Source organism: Corallococcus sicarius, assembly GCF_003611735.1.
GTDB lineage: Bacteria > Myxococcota > Myxococcia > Myxococcales > Myxococcaceae > Corallococcus > Corallococcus sicarius.
In genome coordinates, this window is record NZ_RAWG01000166.1 from 1 (window position 1) to 20718 (window position 20718).

Sequence of the window (20718 nt, forward strand, 5' to 3'; positions counted from 1 at the left end):
CTGGAGGACGCGGGAGGCGGGGGCGAAGCCGTGGCGCAGGACGGCGGCCTGGGCGGTGTTGGACAGGCCGCGGTGGTGCAGGAGGGTGCCCTTGGGCCTGCCGGTGGAGCCGGAGGTGTAGATGACGTAGGCGAGGTGGTCCGGCAGGACGCGGGAGGCGGGCGGGTGCGTGGGCTGACGGGCGATGGCCCCCCAATCCTCGTCCAGGAGGACGCGCGAAATCCGCGTGTCGGTCCCTGGAGGCACCAGGTGCTTCTGCGTGAGCAGCACGGTCGCGCCGCTGTCCTTCACCACGAAGGCGAGCCGCTCGGCCGGATGGGACGGCTCGAGCGGGACGAAGGCGCCGCCGGCCTTGAGGATGCCGAGCATGCCGGTGATCAGCTCCGGCGAGCGCTCGCAGCACAGGGCGACGCGCACGTCCGGCCCCACGCCCGACTGGAGCAGGTGGTGGGCGAGCTGGTTGGCGCGTGAGTCCAGCTCCCGGTAGCTGAGCGTGGTGCCCTGGCACTCCAGCGCGGGGGCGTCGGGCGTGAGCGCGACCTGCGCCTCGAAGAGGTGGTGCGCGCAGGTGTCCTGCGTGAAGTCGACGCGCGAGTCATTCCACGTCACCAGCATGCGGTGACGCTCATCGGGCGACAGCAGCGTGACGTCTCCCAGCCGGCTGTCGGCCGAGGCCGTGAGCCCCGCCAGGGCGGCGCGCCACTGCGTGAGCAGCCGCTCCAGCGTGGCCGGACCGAGGCGCTGGACGCCGGAGACCAGCCGCAGCCGCAGCTCCCGCTGTGGGATGGCGACCGCGGTGAGCGGGTAGTTGGTGCGCGAGAAGCTCTGGGGATCGCGGATGTCCAGGTGGCGCGCGCCTTCCTTCAGCGAGGCATCGACGGGGTAGTTCTCGACGACGAGGATGCTCTCGAAGAGCGACGTGCCGCGCGGCACCCCGCTCCAGGCCTGGATGTCGGCGAGGAGCGTGTGCTCGTGGTCGGCCAGCTCCAGCTGACGCGCCTGGAGCTCCCGCAGCCACGGCCCCACCCGGGCGTGCGCGGGCAGCGCGACGCGGACCGGCAGGGTGTTGATGAACAGGCCCACCGCGGACTCCACGTTCGCGAGCGCGGCCGGACGGCCGGAGCGCGTGGCGCCGAAGACGGCCTCGGACCCACCCGCGTGGTGGGCGAGCACCAGGGCCCACGCGGCCTGCACGAGCGTGTTGAGCGTGAGCTGGTGCTTGCGGGCGAAGGCCTGCATCGCCGCGGTGTCCTCTTCGGACAGGGCCACCTCGCGCTCGCTGCCCTCGGCGGAGTCGCTGGCTTCACCCGGGAGCGGCTCAGGCAGGGCGGTGGGCGCGGACACGCCTGCGAGCGTGGCGCGCCAGAAGGCCTCCGCCTTCGCGGGCTCCTGGCCCTGGAGCCAGGCCACGTAGTCGCGGTAGCCGTGGGCCGGCGCGGCCCGCGCGAGCAGCTGACCGGAGGCGAGCTGGGAGTACGTCGCGAACAGCTCCTTGAGGACGAGCGCGATGCTCCAGCCATCCACCAGCAGGTGGTGGAAGCTCCACACCAGGCGCCACGTGTCCCCCGCCAACTGGATGAGCGCCAGCCGCATCAGCGGCGGCCGGGTGAGGTCGAAGCCCCGGGCCCGGTCCTCCGCGAGGAACGCCTGGAAGCGGGACGACTGCTCCGCGTCCGGAAGCGCGCGCCAGTCGAGCACCTGCCAGGGCAACGGGCTCTGGGCGTGCACGAGCTGGAGCGGCTGCTCAAGGCCCTCCCAGAGGAAGCCCGTCCGCAGCACCGGGTGGCGCGCCAGCAGGTGCTCCCAGGCGCGCTGGAGGGCGACCGGATCGAGCGCGGTGTTGAAGAACGCCCAGGAGAGCTGTTCGAAGTAGGCGCTGGAGCCCGGTGCCAGCAGCGCGTGGAAGAGCAGGCCGCGCTGCATGGGCGCCAGCGGGTAGACGTCCTCCAGCGCGGGCTGATCCTGGAGCAGCGCGTCCAGCAGGTGCGTGGGCACGCCCGCGAGCGGGAAGTCCGCGGCGGTGCGCGCGAGCGCCTGGGGCGAGTGGCGCTCGGAGACGAGGGCGCGGAGCGTTTGGGCGACGTGCTGGCCCAGGCCCTGGAGGGTGCCTTCCTGATGGAGGTTCTGGCTGTACGCGAAGGCGATCTCCAGACGTCCTCCGAGGATGAAGGCGGTGACCTCCAGCACGTGCGTGCGCGGGCCCTCGCCGCCCTGGACCGGCCCGGTGGGCAGCCGTGACAGGCGGAAGTGGGGCGAGGAAGGAAGGGCCGAGTCGAGCTGCCCCAGGTAGTTGAAGAGGACGGGCGCTCCCGACGCGGAGGACCGGGGCCGCGCGTCCTGCCGCGGACGCAGGTAGTGCAGCAGCCCGTAGCCCAGGCCCTTGTCGGGCACCGCGCGCAGGGCGTGCCGCACCTGTCGCAGCGCGGCGGCGGGGCCGTGGGACGCGTCCACGTCCACGAGCAGGGGGAACAGCGTGGTGAACCAGCCCACGGTGCGCGACAGGTCCACGTCCTCGAAGAGGTCCTCACGGCCGTGGCCCTCCAGGTCCACCATCAGGTGGGACTGGCCGGACCACCGCGCGAGCGTGTGTGTCAGGGCCGCGAGGAGCACCTCCTCCAGCCGGGCCCCGTAGGCGCCGGGCACCTCCTGCACCAGCAGCTGGGTGTCCCCGGCGGTGAGGGACACGGCGACGCGCCGCTCCGAGTCGAGCGTGTTGAGCCCCCCGGGCGCGTCCACCGGCAGCGGCGTGGGCGCGGGCAGGTCCAGCCACGCCGGAAGCCGGGCGAAGGTATCGGACCGGGCGTGGCCGTGCAGCCGCTCCGCCCAGGCCTTGAAGGACGTGCTCTTGGGTGGCAGCGCGGGCGGGAAGCCCTCGCGCAGCCGCGTGTACGTGGCGTCCAGGTCCTCCAGCAGCACGCGCCAGGACACGCCGTCCACCACGAGGTGGTGGATGACGAGCAGCAGGTGGCCGGGCGCGGTGGGGCCCGCGTCGAACCAGACGGCGCGCAGCAGCGGACCGTCGCTGAGGTGCAGGCGGGCCTGCGCTTGCGACGCGATGCGCTCCAGGGCCGCGGGCCGTGCGTCCGCGGGCAGCGCGGACAGGTCCTCGCGCGTCAGCGCGGGCGTCGCGGACTGCGCGTCGCCCAGGTGCTGCGTCCACCATCCCTGCTGGGACTGGAACCGCATGCGCAGGGCGTCGTGGTGGAGCAGCAGCTGTCCCAGGGCGCGCTCCAGCAGCGCGGCGTCCAGCGGTTGGAGGATCTCCAACAGCACGGCCTGGTTGAAGTGGTGGGGCGTGGAGCGGGGCTGCTCCAGGAACCAGTGCTGGATGGGCGTGAGCGGCACCTCGCCGGTGACGAGCCCCTGTTCGGCCTGGAGCAGGGGGGAGTCCCCCGCGGCCCGCGCCAGCTCCGCCACCGTCTGGTGCTGGAAGAGCTGCCGGGCCGTGAGGCGCAGTCCCGCGCGCCGGGCGCGCGAGACGACCTGGAGGCCCAGGATGGAGTCACCTCCCAGCGTGAAGAAGTTGTCGCCCGTGCCCACGCGCGCCAGGCCCAGCACCTGGGCCCAGATGTCCGCGAGGGTGCGCTCCATGGGGGTTCGGGGCGCGAGGAAGTCCTCGCCGGAAGCCGCGCGGCCGGGCGCGGGGAGCGCGCGCCGGTCCAGCTTGCCGTTGGAGGACAGCGGCAGCGCCGGGAGGCTGACGAAGGCCGACGGCACCATGTACTCGGGGAGGTGCGCCTTGAGCACGGCGCGCAGGGCCTCCTCGTCCATCGGCTCGGAGGCGGGGACGACGTAGGCCACCAGCCGCTTCTGGCCCGGGACGTCCTCGCGCACGAGCACGGCCGCCTGACGCACCGGGGCGTGCGAGGCCAGGACGGCTTCGATCTCCCCCAGCTCGATGCGGAAGCCGCGCAGCTTCACCTGGAAGTCGGTCCGGCCCAGGTACTCGAGGCTGCCATCGGCCAGGTACCGGACCCGGTCCCCCGTCTTGTAGAGCCGGGCCCCCGGCGTCGCGCCGAGCGGATCCGGAACGAAGCGCTCCGCGGTGAGGCCTGGACGGCCCGCGTAGCCGCGCGCCAGCGCGATGCCTCCCAGGAAGAGTTCGCCCACGGCCCCCGGGGGGACCAGCTCCAGGCGCGGCCCGAGCACGCGGAGGTACACGTTGGAGATGGGACGGCCAATGGGCACGCTCGTCCGGGTGTCACCCCGCGCGCAGGCCCAGGCGGTGACGTCCACCGCCGCCTCGGTGGGGCCGTACAGGTTGTGCAGCTGTGCCGGCAGCCGCTCCAGGCAGCGAATCTGCAGGTCGGCGGGCAGCGCCTCGCCACTGCAGACAATCCGCCGCAGGCCGGTGCAGGACTCGACGCCCGGCTCCTCCAGGAAGGCGCGCAGCATGGACGGGACGAAGTGCAGGGTGGTGATGCCCTGCTCGACGATGATCCGCGTGAGGTACGCGCTGTCCTGATGCCCGCCGGGCCGCGCGACCACGAGCCGTGCGCCCGTCATCAGCGGCCAGAAGAACTCCCACACGGACACGTCGAAGCCGTAGGGCGTCTTCTGCAGGACGCGGTCCTCCGCCGTCAGTCCGTAGGCCTCCTGCATCCACAGCAGGCGGTTGCAGAGGGCCTCGTGGGTGTTCATCGCTCCCTTGGGCTGGCCGGTGGAGCCGGAGGTGAAGATGACGTAGGCCAGTCCGGCGCCGTGCACCGTCACGTCCGGACGCGCCTGCGCGTGCTTCGCGAAGTCGCTCCAGCCCGTGTCCAGGCAGAGGGCCGCCGGAGCGTCACCCGGGAGCAGCGGTGCGTGCCGCTCCTGGGTGAGCACCAGCCGCGCCTCGCTGTCACGGAGCATGGACCGCAGCCGCTCCTGGGGCAGCGTGGGCTCCAGCGGCACGTAGGCGCCGCCCGCCTTGAGGATGCCCAGCAGGCCCACCACCAGCTCCACCGAGCGCTCCATCAACAGCGCCACCCGCGCTTCGGGCCCCACACCCCGTTCACGCAGCGCGTGCGCGACCTGGTTGGCCCGCGCGTCCAGCTGCCGGTAGGTGAGGTGCTCGCCGTCGAACGTCACCGCCACGGCCTCCGGCGTGCGCTCGACCTGGGCTTCGATGAGCCCGTGCAGCGTGAGCCCCGCCTCGCGAGGCAGGCGCGTGTCGTTCCACTCCGAGACGAGCTGGTGCTGCTCGGCCTCCGACAGCAGCGGCAGCCGGGAGAGGTGCTGATCCGGCGTGGCGAGGATGCCCCGCAGCAGCGTCTCCAGGTGGCCGGCGAGCCGCGCGACCGTCGCCGCGTCGAAGAGGTCGGTGCTGTACTCCAGCGAGCCCACGAGTCCGTCGGCCGTGTCCGCCAGCGCGAGCGTGAGGTCGAACTTCGCCGTGTCCCGCTCCAGCGAGAGCGGCTTCAGCGACAGGCCCGGCAGCTGCACGCCGGCGAGCGCGTCCTGGTCCAGGACGAACATCACCTGGAAGAGCGGGGAGCGGCTCAGGTCCCGCTCGGGCCGCACCGCGTCCACCAGCTGCTCGAAGGGCAGGTCCTGGTGCGAGTACGCGCCCAGCGCCGTGCGCCGCACCTGGGCCAGCAGCTCACGGAAGGTGGGGTCTCCCCCCATCCGCGCGCGCAGCACCAGCGTGTTGACGAAGAAGCCGATGAGGCCTTCGGTCTCCGAACGCGTGCGCCCGGCGATGGGGGAGCCGACGCCCACGTCCTCCTGCCCGGAGTGGCGGTGCAGCAGCACCTGGAAGGCGGCCAGGAGCACCATGAAGGGGGTGACGCCCTCGCGCCGGCAGAAGGCGTGGAGCTCCTGCGTCAGCTCCACCGGCAACCGGACCGGAACGGCCGCGCCCCGGAAGGACTGGGCCGCGGGGCGGGGCCGGTCGGTGGGCAGCTCCAGCGCCTGGGGCATGTCCCGAAGCTGCTCGCGCCACCAGTCGAGCTGCGCTTCCAGGACGGGGCCCTGGAGCCACTGGCGCTGCCAGTGGGCGAAGTCCGCGTACTGCACGGGCAGCCCGGGCAGCGCCGGGGACCGGTCCGCGCGGAAGGCCTCGTAGAGCTCGGAGAGTTCGCGCACCAGCACCGCCATGGACGCGCCGTCCGCGACGATGTGGTGGACGGTGAGGGCCAGCACGTGGCGTCCGGACTCCAGCCGCAGCAGCAACGCGCGAAGCAGCGGGGCCTCGGCGAGCACGAAGGGCTTGCGTGCGTCCTCGGCGGCCTGGCGCAGGGCCGCGTCCAGCCGCCCCTCGGCGGGCAGGTGTCCCAGGTCCTCCACGCGCAGCGCCAGCGGCAGGGTGTCTGGAGCGAGCCGGAGGACCGGCCGACCGTCGGCCTCTGGGAACGCGCCGCGCAGGGCCTCGTGGCGCGACAGCAGGGCGCCCAGGCCCTTCTCCAGCGCGTCCACGTCGAGCGCGCCCTCCAGCAGCAGCGCGCTGGAGATGTTGTAGGCGGCGCTGTCCGGCTCCAGTTGATCCAGGAACCACAGCCGCTGCTGCGCGAAGGACAGCGGCAGGTCGCCCGTGCGGGGCAGCCGCTCCAGGGCGGGGGGCTTCTCCCCGTGAGCCTGCTGCGCGATGCGCTCCGCCAGGGCCGTCAGGGTCGGCGCCTCGAAGATGTCGCCGAGCGGCAGCTCCACCTGGAAGGTGCCCTGGATGCGCGAGACGAGCTGGGTGGCCAGGAGCGAGTGGCCGCCCAGGTCGAAGAAGTCATCTCCCAGGCCCACGCGCTCCACGCGCAGCACCTGTTCCCAGATGCCGGCGAGCAGTTGCTCGGTGGGCGTGCGTGGCGCACGGAAGGTGTCCGTGGGTTCGCGCGGCCCGGCCTCCAGCCCCAGGCCCGCGAGCGCCTTGCTGTCCACCTTGCCGTTGGGCGTGAGCGGCAGCGCGTCCAGGCGGATGAAGGCGGAGGGCACCATGTACGCGGGCAGCTGCTCCGCGAGCGTCTGGCGCAGCCGCGCCGCGTCCACGTCGCCCGTGACGTACGCCACGAGCTGCGCCGAACCGGAGCCGTCCTCGCGCGTCACCACCGCCGCCTCGCTGACGCCCGGGCACGCCGCGAGCAGCGCTTCCACTTCGCCCAACTCGATGCGGTAGCCGCGCACCTTCACCTGCGAGTCGAGGCGGCCGAGGAACTCCAGCGTGCCGTCCGCGTTGCGCCGCACCCGGTCTCCCGTGCGGTACAGCCGCGCGCCGGGCTTCCAGCTGAAGGGGTGCGGGATGAAGCGCTCCGCCGTGAGGTCCGGCCTGCGCCAGTAGCCCCGGGCCAGCTGCACGCCGCCGATGTACAGCTCTCCGGCGACGCCCACCGGCACCAGCCGCAGGTCCGCGTCCAGCACGTGCAGGTCCACGTTGGCGATGGGCCGGCCAATGGAGACGACGCTCCCCGGCGCCGCGTCCGCCGTCACCTCGTGCACGCAGCAGCCCACCACCGTCTCCGTGGGGCCGTACTCGTTGATGAGCCGGGTGGCCGGCGCGTGCTCGCGCCAGAACGTCAGGTGCTCCGCGGTGAGCGCCTCGCCGCCGATGACGAAGGCGCGGGCGCCGCCGCGGGCCTCCTCCGGGCGCAGCTGCCGCGCCAGCAACTGGAGGTGGGAAGGCGTCAGCTTGACGAGGCCGTAGCCGCCGCCTTCGCGCACCACGCGCGCGAGCCCCTCCACGCCGCCTTCCTCCACCAGCACCACCGCGCGGCCGACCGTCAGCGGCAGGAGCAGGCTCGTCACCGTCAGGTCGAACGCGAGCGACGAGTGCACGGGCGCGGCGCCCTCGGCGGCCGGATAGGCCCGGGCGCACCACGCCAGGTAGTTGACCACGCCCCGGTGCTCGATGAGCACGCCCTTGGGGCGGCCCGTGGAGCCGGAGGTGTAGATGACGTACGCCAGGTCGTCCGCGGTGACGCTGCTGACGGGCCGCGTGTCGCGCTCACGCGCCACGAGGGCGCGGTCCGCGTCCAGGCACACCGTCTGGAAGGCCCCGGCGGGCAGTTCGTCCGCCAGCCGCTCCTGCGTCACGAGCACCGGCACCGCCGAGTCCTCCAGCATGGAGGCCAGCCGCGCCACCGGGTAGCCCGGATCCAACGGCACGTAGGCGCCGCCCGCCTTGAGGATGCCCAGCAGGCCCACGGCCATCTCCACCGTGCGCTCCACGTACAGGCCCACCAGCACGCCCGGCCCCACGCCGCGCGCGCGCAGGTGGTGCGCCAGCTGGTTGGCCCGGCGCTCCAGCTCGCCGTACGTCAGCCGCGCTTCGCCCTGACGCACGGCCTCCGCGTCGGGCGTGCGCTCCACCTGGGCCTCGAAGAGGTGGTGGACGCAGCCGGCCGGGAAGATGGAGTGGGTGTCGTTCCAGGTGGTGAGCAGCTGCCGGCGCTCCCCGTCCGTGAGCAGGGGCAGGTCGCCCAGCCGCTGTCCGGGGCGCGCCACCAGGCCCTCCAGCAGCGTGCGCCAGTGGCCCGCAAGCCGCTCCACCGTGGCGCGTGTCAGGCGCGAGGTGTCATGGGCCAGCTTCAGCCGCAGCTGCCTGTCCGGGATGACCGTCACGTTGAGGGCGTAGTGGGGCCGCTCGTCGAACCGGACGTCGCGCACGTCCAGCCCGCCGGCCCGCGCGCGCACGGAGTCGTCCACCGGGTAGTTCTCGAAGACGAGGAGCGTCTCGAAGAGCGGCGTGCCCCGGGGCACACCGCTCCAGCCCTGCACCTGGACCAGCGGGCTGTGCTCATGCTCCTGCGCTTCGGCCTGCTGCGCCTGGATGCGCCGCAGCCACGGCAGGAGCCGCTCGCCAGCGGGGAGCGTCACGCGCACGGGCACGGTGTTGATGAACAGGCCCACCGTGTCCGCCGCGGTGGAGAGGCCCGGAGGCCGGCCGGCGACGGTGGCTCCGAACACCACGTCCGAAAGGTGCGTGTGGCGGCCCAGCAGCAGCGCCCACGCGCCCTGCACGAGCGTGTTGAGCGTGAGCTGGTGCTGCCGCGCGAAGCCCTGCAGCGCTTCGGTCAGCCCCTCGGGGAGGAGCAGCTCCACCATGCCGCTTCGGCCCTGGCTCCGGTCCCGGAGGGCGCCCGCGCGCTCGTCACCGGGCAGCGGGGTGGGCGCCAGGAAGCCCGCGAACGTCTTCCTCCACCAGGCCTCGGTGCGCGTCAGGTCCTGGCGTCCCAGCCACTCCACGTAGTCGCGGAAGGCCGGTGCGCGTCCCAGCCGGGGCGGCTGGCCCGCGAGCAGCGCCGCGTAGGCGGAGAACACGTCCTGGAGCAGCAGCCCCATGCTCCACCCGTCCTGGATGAGGTGGTGGAAGCTCCAGACGCAGCGGTACACGTGCGCGTCCAGCCGCAACAGCGTCAGCCTCAGCAGCGGCGCGCGCGACAGCTCGAAGCCCCGCGTGCGGTCCGCCTCCAGCCACGCCGAAAGCCGGGCCTGTTGCTCCGCGGGCGACAGGCCCCGCAGGTCCTCCTCGCTCCAGGGCAGCTCCGCGCGCGGGAGCACCACCTGGAGCGGCTCCGCCAGGCCTTCCCAGTGGAAGCGGGTGCGCAGCGCCGGGTGCCGGTCCACCACCGCCTGCCACGCCTGACGGAAGGCCGCGACGTCCAGCCCTGAGTGCAGGGACCAGGAGAGCTGCTCGAAGTACGCGCCCGCCCCCGGCTCCAGCAGCGTCTGGAACAGCATGCCCTGCTGCATGGGCGTGAGGCGGTAGACGTCCTCCACCGGCTCGCCCGCGGGCAGCACGGTGCCCAGCACCGCGGGGCTCACGTCCGCCAGCGGGAAGTCTCCCGGCGTGTAGCGCCGCGCGTCCTCGGAGTCGCGACCTTCGATGAGCTCGCGCAGCGCCGTCAGGAGTTCCTGGGCCAGCGCCTCCACCGTGGCGTGCGTGTGCACGGCCTCGCTGTAGATCCACTCCAGCTCCAGCTCGCCGCCCAGCACCAGCCCGTTCACCTCCAGGAGGTGGGTGCGCTGTCCGAGCCCGGAGCGCGTGGGCCCGGCGGACTCGCGCGAGGGACGCATCCGCGCCGCGCCGGAGGCCACCGCGTCGAACTGGCCCAGGTAGTTGAAGGCCACCGGCGCCGCCGGCAGCGCGCGCAGCTGCTCCCGCACGGCGTCCGGACCCAGGTGGCGCAAGAGCCCATGGCCCAGGCCGCGACCCGGCACCCGCCGCAGCGAGTCCCTCACGGCCCGGAGCGCCGTGGCCGGGCTCGCGCCCGCGGGCACCTGGAGCACCACCGGGTAGAGCGCCGTGAACCAGCCCACGGTGCGCGACAGGTCCACGTCCTCGAAGAGGTCCTCGCGGCCGTGGCCCTCCAGGTCCACCCGGAGGGACTCGGAGCCCGTCCAGCGCGTGAGCGCGCGGGCCAGCGCCGCCAGCAACACCTCGTCGATGCGCGAGCGGTACGCCGTGGGCACCTCCTGCAGCAGCGTCCGCGTCCGCGCCGCGTCCAGGCGCACCACCACGCGGCGCGAGGTCGCCTGGTGCTGGGGCTGCCCCTCCCGCTCCACCGGCAGGGCCGGCACGGGGCGGCGGCCCTCCGTCCGCCAGTAGGCCAGCTCCTGCTCCACCCGCGGCGTCAGCGCGTGCTGCTGGAGCCGCCGGGCCCACTCGAGGAACGGCGTCGTCTTCGGCGGCAGCGCCACGCGCTCACCGCGCGCGAGCTGTCCGTAGGCGGTGTCCAGGTCCTCCAGGAGCACGCGCCACGACACGCCATCCACCGCGAGGTGGTGGATGTACAGCAGCAGCCGCTGGGGCTGTCCCGCGTCCGGCTCGAAGAGGGCGGCGCCCAGCAGCAGTCCTGACTCCAGCGACAGGCTGGCCTGCACCCGCGCCGTCTCGCGCTCCAGCGAGGCTCCCGAGGCTCCGGCGTCCAGCCGCTCCAGCCGCACGGGCGCGTCCAGGCCTACCTGGGAGAGCGTCCAGCCCTGGTCGCCGCGCAGGGCGCGCGTGCGCAGCGCGTCGTGGTGCTCCACCAGCGCTTGCAGCGCCTGCTCCAGCGTCGCGGCGTCCAGCGGCTCGGGCGCCTCCAGCAGCACGGCCTGGTTGTAGTGGTGGGGCTGCGCGAACTCCCACTCGAAGAAGGCGCGCTGGATGGGCGTGGGCGGCACCTCGCCGGTGACGAGGCCCTGCTCGGCCCTGGGCGCGGCGGTGGTCTCCACCACGCGCGCCAGCTCCGCCACCGTCTGGTGCTGGAAGAGCTGACGGGGGGTGAGGCGCAGCCCGGCGCGCTGGGCGCGGGCGATGACCTGGAGGCTGAGGATGGAGTCGCCGCCGAGCGCGAAGAAGTTGTCCGAAAGGCCCACGCGCACCACGCCCAGCACCTGCGCCCACAGGGCGGCCAGCGTCTGCTCCACGGGGGTGACGGGCGCGACGAAGGCGGCTTCGGGGACGGCCTGCTCGGGCGCGGGCAGCGCTCCGCGGTCCAGCTTGCCGTGGGAGGTGAGCGGCAGCTCCGTCAGGCTGACGAAGGCGGCGGGCACCATGTACTCGGGCAGGCGCGCCTTGAGGTGGGCTCGCAGGGCCTCCACGTCGAGCGCGGCGCCGGGGGCCGGGACGGCGTAGGCCACCAGCCGCTTGTGGCCCGGCGAGTCCTCGCGCACCAGCACCGCCGCCTCGCGCAGCGAGCCGTGCTGCGCGAGCGCCGCTTCAATCTCTCCCAGCTCGATGCGGAAGCCGCGCAGCTTGACCTGGAAGTCGCCGCGGCCCAGGTACTCCAGGCTCCCGTCCACGAGGTAGCGCGCGCGGTCTCCCGACTTGTAGAGGCGGGCGCCGGGCGCGTCGCTGAAGGGATCCGGGATGAAGCGCTCCGCGGTGAGCGCCGGGCGCGCCAGGTAGCCGCGGGCCAGGCCCATGCCACCGACGTACAGCTCGCCCGGAACGCCGATGGGCGCCGGCTGCAGGTGCGCGTCCAGCACGTAGAGCTGCAGGTCCGGGATGGGCACGCCGATGATGCTGCCCGTCGTGCCCTGCGCATCCTCGGCGCGCAGGGGACGGTAGGTGACGTGCACCGTGGTCTCGGTGATGCCGTACATGTTGACCAGCCGGGGCCGGGTGTCCGGGTGCCGGGCGAACCACGGCCGCAGGCTGGCGAACTCGAGCGCCTCTCCGCCGAAGATGACGTTGCGCAGGGCGAGGCCGCTCGGGCCTGACGTGGCCGAGTCCACCTGGATGAGCTGGCGGAAGGCGGAGGGCGTCTGGTTGAGCACCGTGACGCGCTCCTGCTTCAGCAGGGCGTGGAAGGCCTCCGGGGAGCGGCTCACCCAGTAGGGCACCACCACCAGCCGGCCGCCGTGGATGAGCGCGCCCCACAGCTCCCAGACGGAGAAGTCGAACGCGTAGGAGTGGAACAGCGTCCACACGTCGTTCGCGCCGAAGTGGAACCAGGGCTGGGTGGCGGAGAAGAGGCGGGTGATGCGCCCGTGCGCAAGCTGCGCGCCCTTGGGCTTCCCGGTGGAGCCGGACGTGTAGATGACGTAGGCGAGGTGCTCGGAGGTGACGCCGGAGACGGGGTTGTCCTGCCGCTCGGACGCAGGCTCCGGCGCGGCGTCCAGGCACAGCACCGTGGCGGTGTGCTCCGGCAGGGTCGCGACCAGCGCCTGCTGCGTGAGCAGCACCGGCACCCGCGAGTCCTCGAGCATGAAGGCCAGGCGCTCCCGGGGGTAGGCCGGATCCAACGGCACGTAGGCGCCGCCGGCCTTGAGGATGCCGAGGATGCCCACCACCATCTCCAGCGAGCGCTCCACGCACAGGCCCACGAGCGTCTCCGGGCCCACGCCCAGCCCGCGCAGCCGCCACGCGAGCCGGTTGGCGCGCGCGTTGAGCTCGCCGTAGGAGAGGTGGGTGTCCTCGAAGGTGACGGCGACGGCGTCCGGCGTCCGGGCCGCCAGCGCCTCGAACTGGTGGTGGACGCAGGCGCTCGCGGGACTCGAAGCGCGCGGCCCGCTCCACTCGCGCAGCAGCCGGTGCCGCTCGGCCTGGGCCAGCAGGGGCAGCCGGGAGATGCGCCGCGACGGGTCCGCGAGGATGCCCAGCAGCAGCTGGTGCAGGTGCTCCACCATGCGCGCGGCGGTGGCGCCGTCGAACAGGTCGGTGCCGTACTCCAGCGAACCCACCAGGCCGTCCGCCGTGTCCGTCAGCGACAGCAGGAGGTCGAACTTGGCGGTGTGCTGCTCCAGCGTCAGCGGGCGCAGCGACAGGCCCGGGAGCTTGAGCTCGGGGAGCACGTCCTGCTGGAGGACGAAGACGGTCTGGAAGAGCGGGGAGCGCGTGAGGTCGCGCACGGGCTGGAGCGCCTCCACCAGCCGCTCGAAGGGCAGCTCCTGGTGGGCGAAGGCGCCGAGCGTCGTCTCACGCACCTGGGCCAGCAGCTCGCGGAAGGTGGGGTCTCCTCCCAGCCGCACGCGCAGCACCAGGTTGTTGACGAAGAAGCCGATGAGTCCTTCGGTCTCCGCCACGTTGCGGCCGGCGGTGGGTGAACCCACGCAGAAGTCGGCCTGGCCCGAATAGCGGTGCAGGAGCACCTGGAACGCGGCCATGAGCAGCATGAAGGGCGTGACGCCCTCGCGCTGGCTGAAGGCCCGCACGGAGTCGGACAGTGCGCGCGGGTAGTGGACGGGCATGGCCGCGCCCCGGAAGGACTGGGCCCGGGGACGGGGGCGGTCGGTGGGCAGCTCCAGCACCTGCGGCACGCCCTGGAGCTCCTGGCGCCACCAGTCCAGCTGGGACTCCAGCGCGCCGCCCTGGAGCCACTGGCGCTGCCAGTGGGCGAAGTCGGTGTACTGGACGGACAGCTCCGGCAGGGGGGACGGCTGGCCCGCGCGGAAGGCCTCGTAGAGCGCGGCCACCTCGCGCACCAGCAGCAGCATGGACCCGCCATCCGAGACGATGTGGTGCATCGTCAGCGTCAGCACGTGGCATGCGGGCTCCAACTGGAGCAGCGCGGCCCGTACCAGCGGGCCCCGGTCCAGCGCGAAGGGACGCTGGGCCTCCCGGGACGCCAGCCGGAGGGCCTCCGACATGCGCTCGGACGGGGGCAGGTGCCGCAGGTCATGCCGGGCGAGCGGCAGCCCGGCGTCGGAAGTGATGTGCTGGCGCGGCCCCGCGTCGTCCACGTGGAAGGTGGTGCGCAGCGATTCGTGACGGCGGCGCACCTCCGCGAGCGCCCTTTCGAGGGCGTCCGTGTCGAGCAGCCCCTCCAGCAGCACCGCGGAGGGGATGTTGTAGAGGGGGCTGTCCGGCTGGAGCTGATCGATGAAGAGCAGCCGCTGCTGGGCGAAGGACGGCACCAGCCGCCCCTCGCGGGACACGCGCGTGAGCGGCGGCGGGCGCGACGTGCGCGTGTCGCCCAGCGCCACCTCGACCCGGGCCGCGAGGGCCGCCACCGTGGAGGCGTCGAACAGCTCGCGCAGGGGCAGCTCCACCTGGAACGCCTTGCGGATGCGCGACAGCACCTGGGTGGTGAGCAGCGAGTGGCCGCCCAGCTCGAAGAAGTCGTCGTGCAGCCCCACGCGCTCCACGCGCAGGACCTCCACCCACATCTGGGCCAGCTGTTGCTCCAGCGCGGTGCGCGGCGCGACGAACTCGCGCTGCCTCACGGCGCCGGCCGTGGGGACGGGCAGGCTCTTGCGGTCCACCTTGCCGTTGGGCGAGCGCGGCAGCGCTTCCAGCACCACCAGCACGGGCGGCACCATGTACTCCGGCAGCCGCTCCTTGATGAACGCGCGCACCTCGCCGGAGTCCAGCGTCTGGCCCGCGCGCGGCGCCACGTAGCCCACCAGCCGCACGCTGCCGGGCACGTCCTCGCGCGCGACGACGACGGCCTCCAGCACCGCCGCGTGCCGCTCCAGCGCCAGCTCAATCTCTCCCAGCTCGATGCGGAAGCCGCGCACCTTGACCTGGTGGTCCACGCGGCCCAGGAACTCGATGGTGCCGTCGCGCAGGAACCGGCCCAGGTCGCCCGTCCGGTAGAAGCGCGCGCCCGGCTCGCCGCGGAAGGGATCCGGCAGGAACTGCTCCGCCGTGCGCCGGGCATCGTTCAGGTAGCCACGCCCCACGCCCACGCCGCCGATGTGGATCTCCCCGGGCACGCCCAGGGGCACGGGCTGTCCCGCGCGGTCCAGCAGGTAGAGCTGGAGGTTCGCCACCACGCGGCCAATGGGGGTGTTCACCGTGGTGGGGGCCTGGCGCAGCACGTGGAGCGTCACGTCATCCGAGCACTCCGCCGGGCCGTAGGCGTTGAGCAGCGGGATGCGCGGGTACAGCGAGAACCATTTGCGGCTCACCTCCGGAGGCAGGGCCTCGCCGGTGGGGATCATCCACCGCAGGGACTCGAGCGCGGGGCGGGCCGGGCCCAGCGCCTCGGCCTCCTCCAGCATCACGCGCAGCACGGAGGGCACCACCTGCACGATGGTGAGCCCCTGCGCTTGCATCTCCTGGAGCAGCCGCGGCGGGCTTCGCACCACGTCGTTCAGCAGCAGGTGCGTACGGCCGCCCAGCATCAACGCCGTGAGGAACTGCCAGACGGAGATGTCGAAGGACTGGGACGCCGTCTGCGCCACCCCGTCGCGTTCGGACAGCGCCATCTCCTGGATGAGGACGTACAGGTGGTTGAGCAGGCCCGCGTGCTCCAGCATGGCGCCCTTGGGCACGCCCGTGGAGCCCGACGTGTAGATGATGTACGCCAGATGCCCCGGCCCCGCGCGCGCGGGCAGATTGACGTCGGGGCCCGGCTGCGCGAGGGCGTCCTCCAGGACGAGGCCTCGCGGCCGCGCCACGGGGGTGGGCAGCAGCTCGCACGCGTGCTCCAGCGTGGAGGCGAGCTCCGCCGCCACGAGCACGCGGGGCGCCAGGCTCTGCTCCAGCACCTGCGCGATGCGGTGCGGCGGATGCGCTGGATCCATGGGCAGGTAGGTGCCGCCGGCCTTGAGGATGGCGAGCAGGGCGGTGACGAAGTCGATGCCGCGAGGGCCCAGCAGGCCCACGGGCATGTCGGGGCCCACGCCTTCGGCCACCAGCAGGTGCGCCAGGCGGTTGGCCCGGGCGTTCAGCTCGCGGTAGGTGAGCTGCCGCTCCTCGCAGACCAGGGCCACGGCGTCCGGAGCGCGTGCGGCCTGCTGCTCGAAGAGCTGGGGGAAGCACGCGGTGGTGGGGAAGTCCACGCGCGTGGCGTTCCAGTCCACGAGCAGCTGCTGGCGCTCGGGCGGGGTGAGCAGCGGCAGGTGGGTGATGCGCTGGCCCGGGTCGGCCACCGCGCCCTCCAGCACCACCTGGAGGTGCGCCGCCATGCGGGCGATGGTCGCCTCGTCGAAGAGGTCGGCGCTGTACTCCAGCCAGCCCTTCAAGCCGTGCTCGTCCTCCATGAAGGAGAGGTTGAGGTCGTACAGCGTGGCGCCGAAGTGGATGTCCTCCACGTCCGTGAGGGCGCCGGTGAGGATGGAGGCGTCGTGCGCCCGGTGCAGGATGAAGAGCACCTGGAAGAGCGGCGCGTGGCTGAGCGTGCGCGTGGGCTTGAGCGCCTCCACCAGCCGGTCAAAGGGCACGTCCTGGTGGGCGTAGGCCCCCAGGGCCACCTCGCGCACCTGGGCGACGAGCTCGCGGAAGCTCAGCGCCGGCTGGAAGCTGGCGCGCAGCACCAGGGTGTTGAGGAAGAAGCCGACCAGCCCCTCCAGCTCTGAACGGCTGCGGCCCGCGGTGGGTGAACCCACGCAGAAGTCGTCCTGTCCGGAGTAGCGGTGCAGGAGCACCTGGAAGCCGGCCAGCAGCGTCATGAAGAGCGTGGCGCCCTCCTGCTGGCTGAGCGCCTTGAGGCCCTGCGTGAGCGGGCGCGACAGGCGCAGCGCGTAGCGCTCACCGCGGCGGGAGGGGACGGTGGGCCGGGGCCGGTCCGTCGGCAGCTCCAGCACGTCGGGAACGCCGGCGAGCCGCGCCTTCCACCAGGCGAGCTGGGACTCCAGCGCGTCGCCCTGCAGCCACTGCCGCTGCCAGCGGGCGAAGTCCGAGTAGCGCACCGGCAGCTCGGGCAGCGGGGTGACGCGTCCCCGCGAGGCGGCCTCCACCAACGAGCCCAGCTCGCTCGCGAGCACCACCAGGGACCAGCCGTCCGTCATGATGTGGTGCATCACCATCAGCACGTGCGACGTGTCGTCCGCGAGCTGGAACAGGGCCAGCCGGAGGATGGGGCCCTTCTCCAGGTCGAACGTCTGGCGCGACAGCTCCATCACCCGCTCGTGCGCCGCGGCCTCGCGGGCCTCGGGCGGCAGGGTGCGCAGGTCGAAGCAGGGGACCTGGACGTCGAAGGGCTCCGCGACCACCTGGAGCGGGCGCCCGTCCACGGTGGCGAACGTGGTGCGCAGGGCCTCGTGGCGGCGCAGCAGCTCCGTGAAGATGCGGCCCAGCGGCTGCGGCTCCAGCAGGCCGCGGAAGCGCGCCAGCAGGGGCACGTTGAGGGCGATGTTGCCGGGCTCCAGCTGCTGGATGAACCACATGCGCTCCTGGGCGTACGAGAGCGGGTGGGTGGGGCTCTCGTCCGGGAGCCGCCGCAGCGGCGGAGACCCGGAGCCCTCGGCGTGCGCTGCGCCCGGGTCGGCGGCGAGCAGCGTGAGCAGGCGCGACGTCAGGGTGGTGAGGCTGGGACCCTTGACGAGTTCGACGATGGGGATCGTCACCTGCAAGCGGGCCTGGATGCGGTTTCGCAGGTCCACCGACATGATGGAGTCGAAGCCCAGCGTGCCCAGGGGCTGGCCCACGTCCAGCTTCTCCGGCGGAAGGCCCAGCACCGTGCCGGCCTCGCCGCGCAGGAACGCGGTCAGCGCATCGGCGCGAGCGGACCCGTCCAGCGCGAGCAGCGTGGCGCGCAGCTGGGGCCCGGAAGCGGCCACCGGAAGCGCCGCCTCGGGCCCGGTGTCAGCGAGCAGGGCGAGCACCCGGCGCTCGCCGCGGGTCTCCAGGACCTGGCGCAGCACGGACCAGCGGATGTCCATCACGCCGGCCACGGGCTCGCCCGCGGCCAGCAGCGGCGCGATGGCGGGCAGCGCCTGTTCGGGCTCCATCAGCCGCAGGCCACGGCCGGTGATTCTACGGCCCTGCTCCAGCCGCGCGGCCATGCCGGCCTCGGCGAACGTGCCCCAGTCGATGGTGAGCGCCGGCAGCCCCGCCGCGTGGCGCAGGTGGGCCAGGGCCGCGAGGAAGGCGTTGGCGGCGGAGTAGGGGGCCTGGCCCGGCGACCCGATGTAGGCCGACACCGACGAGAACGAGACGAAGAAGTCCAGCGGCGTGTCCCGCAGCAGCCGGTGCAGCAGCCAGCCGCCCAGCGCCTTGGGCCGCAGGAGCGTGTCGAAGGGCCGCGCGTCCATCTGGGCCACGGGCTGTTCCTGGGGCAGCAGGACGCCCGCCGCGTGGATGACGCCGCGAAGCTCCGGCCAGCCCTCGTCGCGGAAGGTCTCCAGGTATTGCGCCAGCGCGGCCCCGTCTCCCACGTCCACGGAGGCCACGTGCACGCTGGCGCCCAGCGCCTCCAGCTCGCGCACCAGGCCCACCTGCCGGGCCTGCGGCGCGTCGGGCTCCAGGCGCTTCCACTTCGAGCGCGGCGGCAGCGGCGTGCGGCCCAGGAGGATGAGCCGGCGCGCGCCCTGCTGGACCAGCCAGCGCGCGACGTGCGCGCCCAGTCCGCCCAGGCCACCGGTGACGAGGTACGTCCCGTCCGCCCGCACGCGCAGCGGCGCGCGCGACGCGGCCAGCTCCTGGCGGCGCACCATGCGCTCCACGAAGCGGCGGCCCTGGCGCAGCGCCACCCGGTCCTCGCCGTCGCCGGCCTGGAGCGCCTCGCACAGCGCCGCCGAGCCCTCCTCCGCGGACGCGGCGGGATCCAGGTCCACCATGCCGCCCCACAGCTCGGGGTGCTCCGAGGCGAGCGTGCTGCTCAAGCCCCAGAGCGTGGCCTGCGCGGTCTCCAGCGCATGCGGGCCGTCGCCCACGGGCTGGGCTCCGCGCGTGACAAGCCACAGCCGCGCGTCCGCGGGCTGCCGCGAAAGCAGGGTCCGCAGCACGGACACCACCGGCACGCATCCCAGCGCCAGCGCCGCGCCCACCGTCTCCAGGTCCGCGCTCTCCGGGAGCACGCCATCCAGCGCGCGCAGGTAGACGACGCGCAGGGGACTCCGCGCGTCCTGACCCAGCGCGGTGTCGAGCACCCGCGCCAGCGCCTCGTCGGAGGCGTGGGCCGCGTCCAGGCCGCCCTCGCCCGGCTCCACGAGCATCACGGGCTGGCCCTGCTGACGCAGGCGCTCCGCGAGCGCGGCGCCGGTGCCGTGCGTGTCGCCCAGCAGCAGCCAGCGCGCGGCGACCTGCACGGCGGGGGCCGGGGCGGCGGGCTCCCAGCGCGTCCCGTAGAACCAGTCCTCGGACAGCTCGGGCGCCTCGGTGGGGGTGGCCGCGCCCCCCTGGGGCAGGGCGACCCAGCACCGCTCCCGCTGCCAGGGGTAGGTGGGCAGCGGCACGCCGGGGGTGTCCTTCGCGAAGAGCTCGCTCCAGCTCATGTCCACGCCCTGGGCGTAGAGCGCTCCCAGTGAACCGAGCAGCACCGCGCGCTCGTCCTCACCCCGGCGCATGGACGGCACGGCCACGCCCGGAAGGCCGCGCACGCGCAAGAGCTGGGCGATGTCGGCCAGCAGGAGCGGGTGGGGCGCCACCTCCACGAAGAGGCCGCAGCCCGAGTCGACCAGGCGCTCCATCGTGTCGGCGAAGCGCACGGGCTCGCGCAGCTGCCGGGCCCAGTACTCGCCGTCGAGCACCGCGCCCTCCACGGGCAGCGCGGAGACGGTGGAGACCATGGGCACGGTGGGCGCGGAGGGCCGCAGGTGGCGGAGCGCTTCGCGCATGGCCTCGCGCGCCGGATCCATGTGGTGGCAGTGCGACGCGAAGTTGACGGCGAGCAGCCGCGCGTGGACCTGCCGCTGCTCCAGCGAGCCCAGCAGCTCCGTGAGCGCGTCCACGTCACCGGAGACGATGGTGGACGTGGGGCCGTTGCGGGCGGCGATGGCCAGCCGTCCCTCGTAGCCCGCGAGCAGCCGCGCGGCCTCGTCCGGCGCCAGCTCCAGCAGGGCCATGCGGCCCCGGCCCGAGGCCTGCTGCGTGACGCGGCCCCGGTGGAGGATGACCTCCAGGGCCTGGGACAGCGACAGGGCTCCCGCGACGCACGCGGCGGCGACCTCGCCGGCGCTGTGGCCCACGAGCTGATCCGGTTCGACGCCCAGCGAGCGCCACAGCGCGGCGAGCCCCACCTGGAGGGAGAACATCACCGGCTGCGCGAACTCCGTCTGCGAAAGCCGCGAGCGGCCTTCCTCCGCCGCCAGCTCCTCCAGGATGGACCAGCCCGCCAGGGGCTTCAGGAGCGCGTCGCATTGCTCCACGACCTGGCGGAACACGGGCTCCTGCGCCAGCAGGGCGCGGGCCATGCCGAACCACTGCGGGCCCTGTCCGGAGAAGACGAACGCGACGCGGGGACGCGAGCCGGGGCTCTGCGGCCCCGTCGCCACGCCGGGGTGGGGCTGTCCCTCCGCCAGCGCCTGGAGCCGGGCCTGGAGCTCCTCCCAGGTGGTGGCCAGGAGGGCCGCGCGGTGGGACTGGTGCCCGCGCCGCGTGGCCGCGGAGAACCCGAGCGACTCCAGGGGCGAGGGGCCCCGGGGCCCCAGCGCCAGGTAGTCCCGCGCCAGCGCGCGCAGGGCCTCCGGGCTCCGGGCGGACAGGGGGACGAGCTGCGC

Annotated in this window: 1 protein-coding gene; it reads right to left on the bottom strand. The window is 73.8% G+C overall.

The window, feature by feature from the left end:
- A partial coding sequence (locus D7X12_RS23875) for a non-ribosomal peptide synthase/polyketide synthase (RefSeq protein WP_120627585.1) occupies positions 1-20718 on the bottom strand: 20718 nt, incomplete at both ends.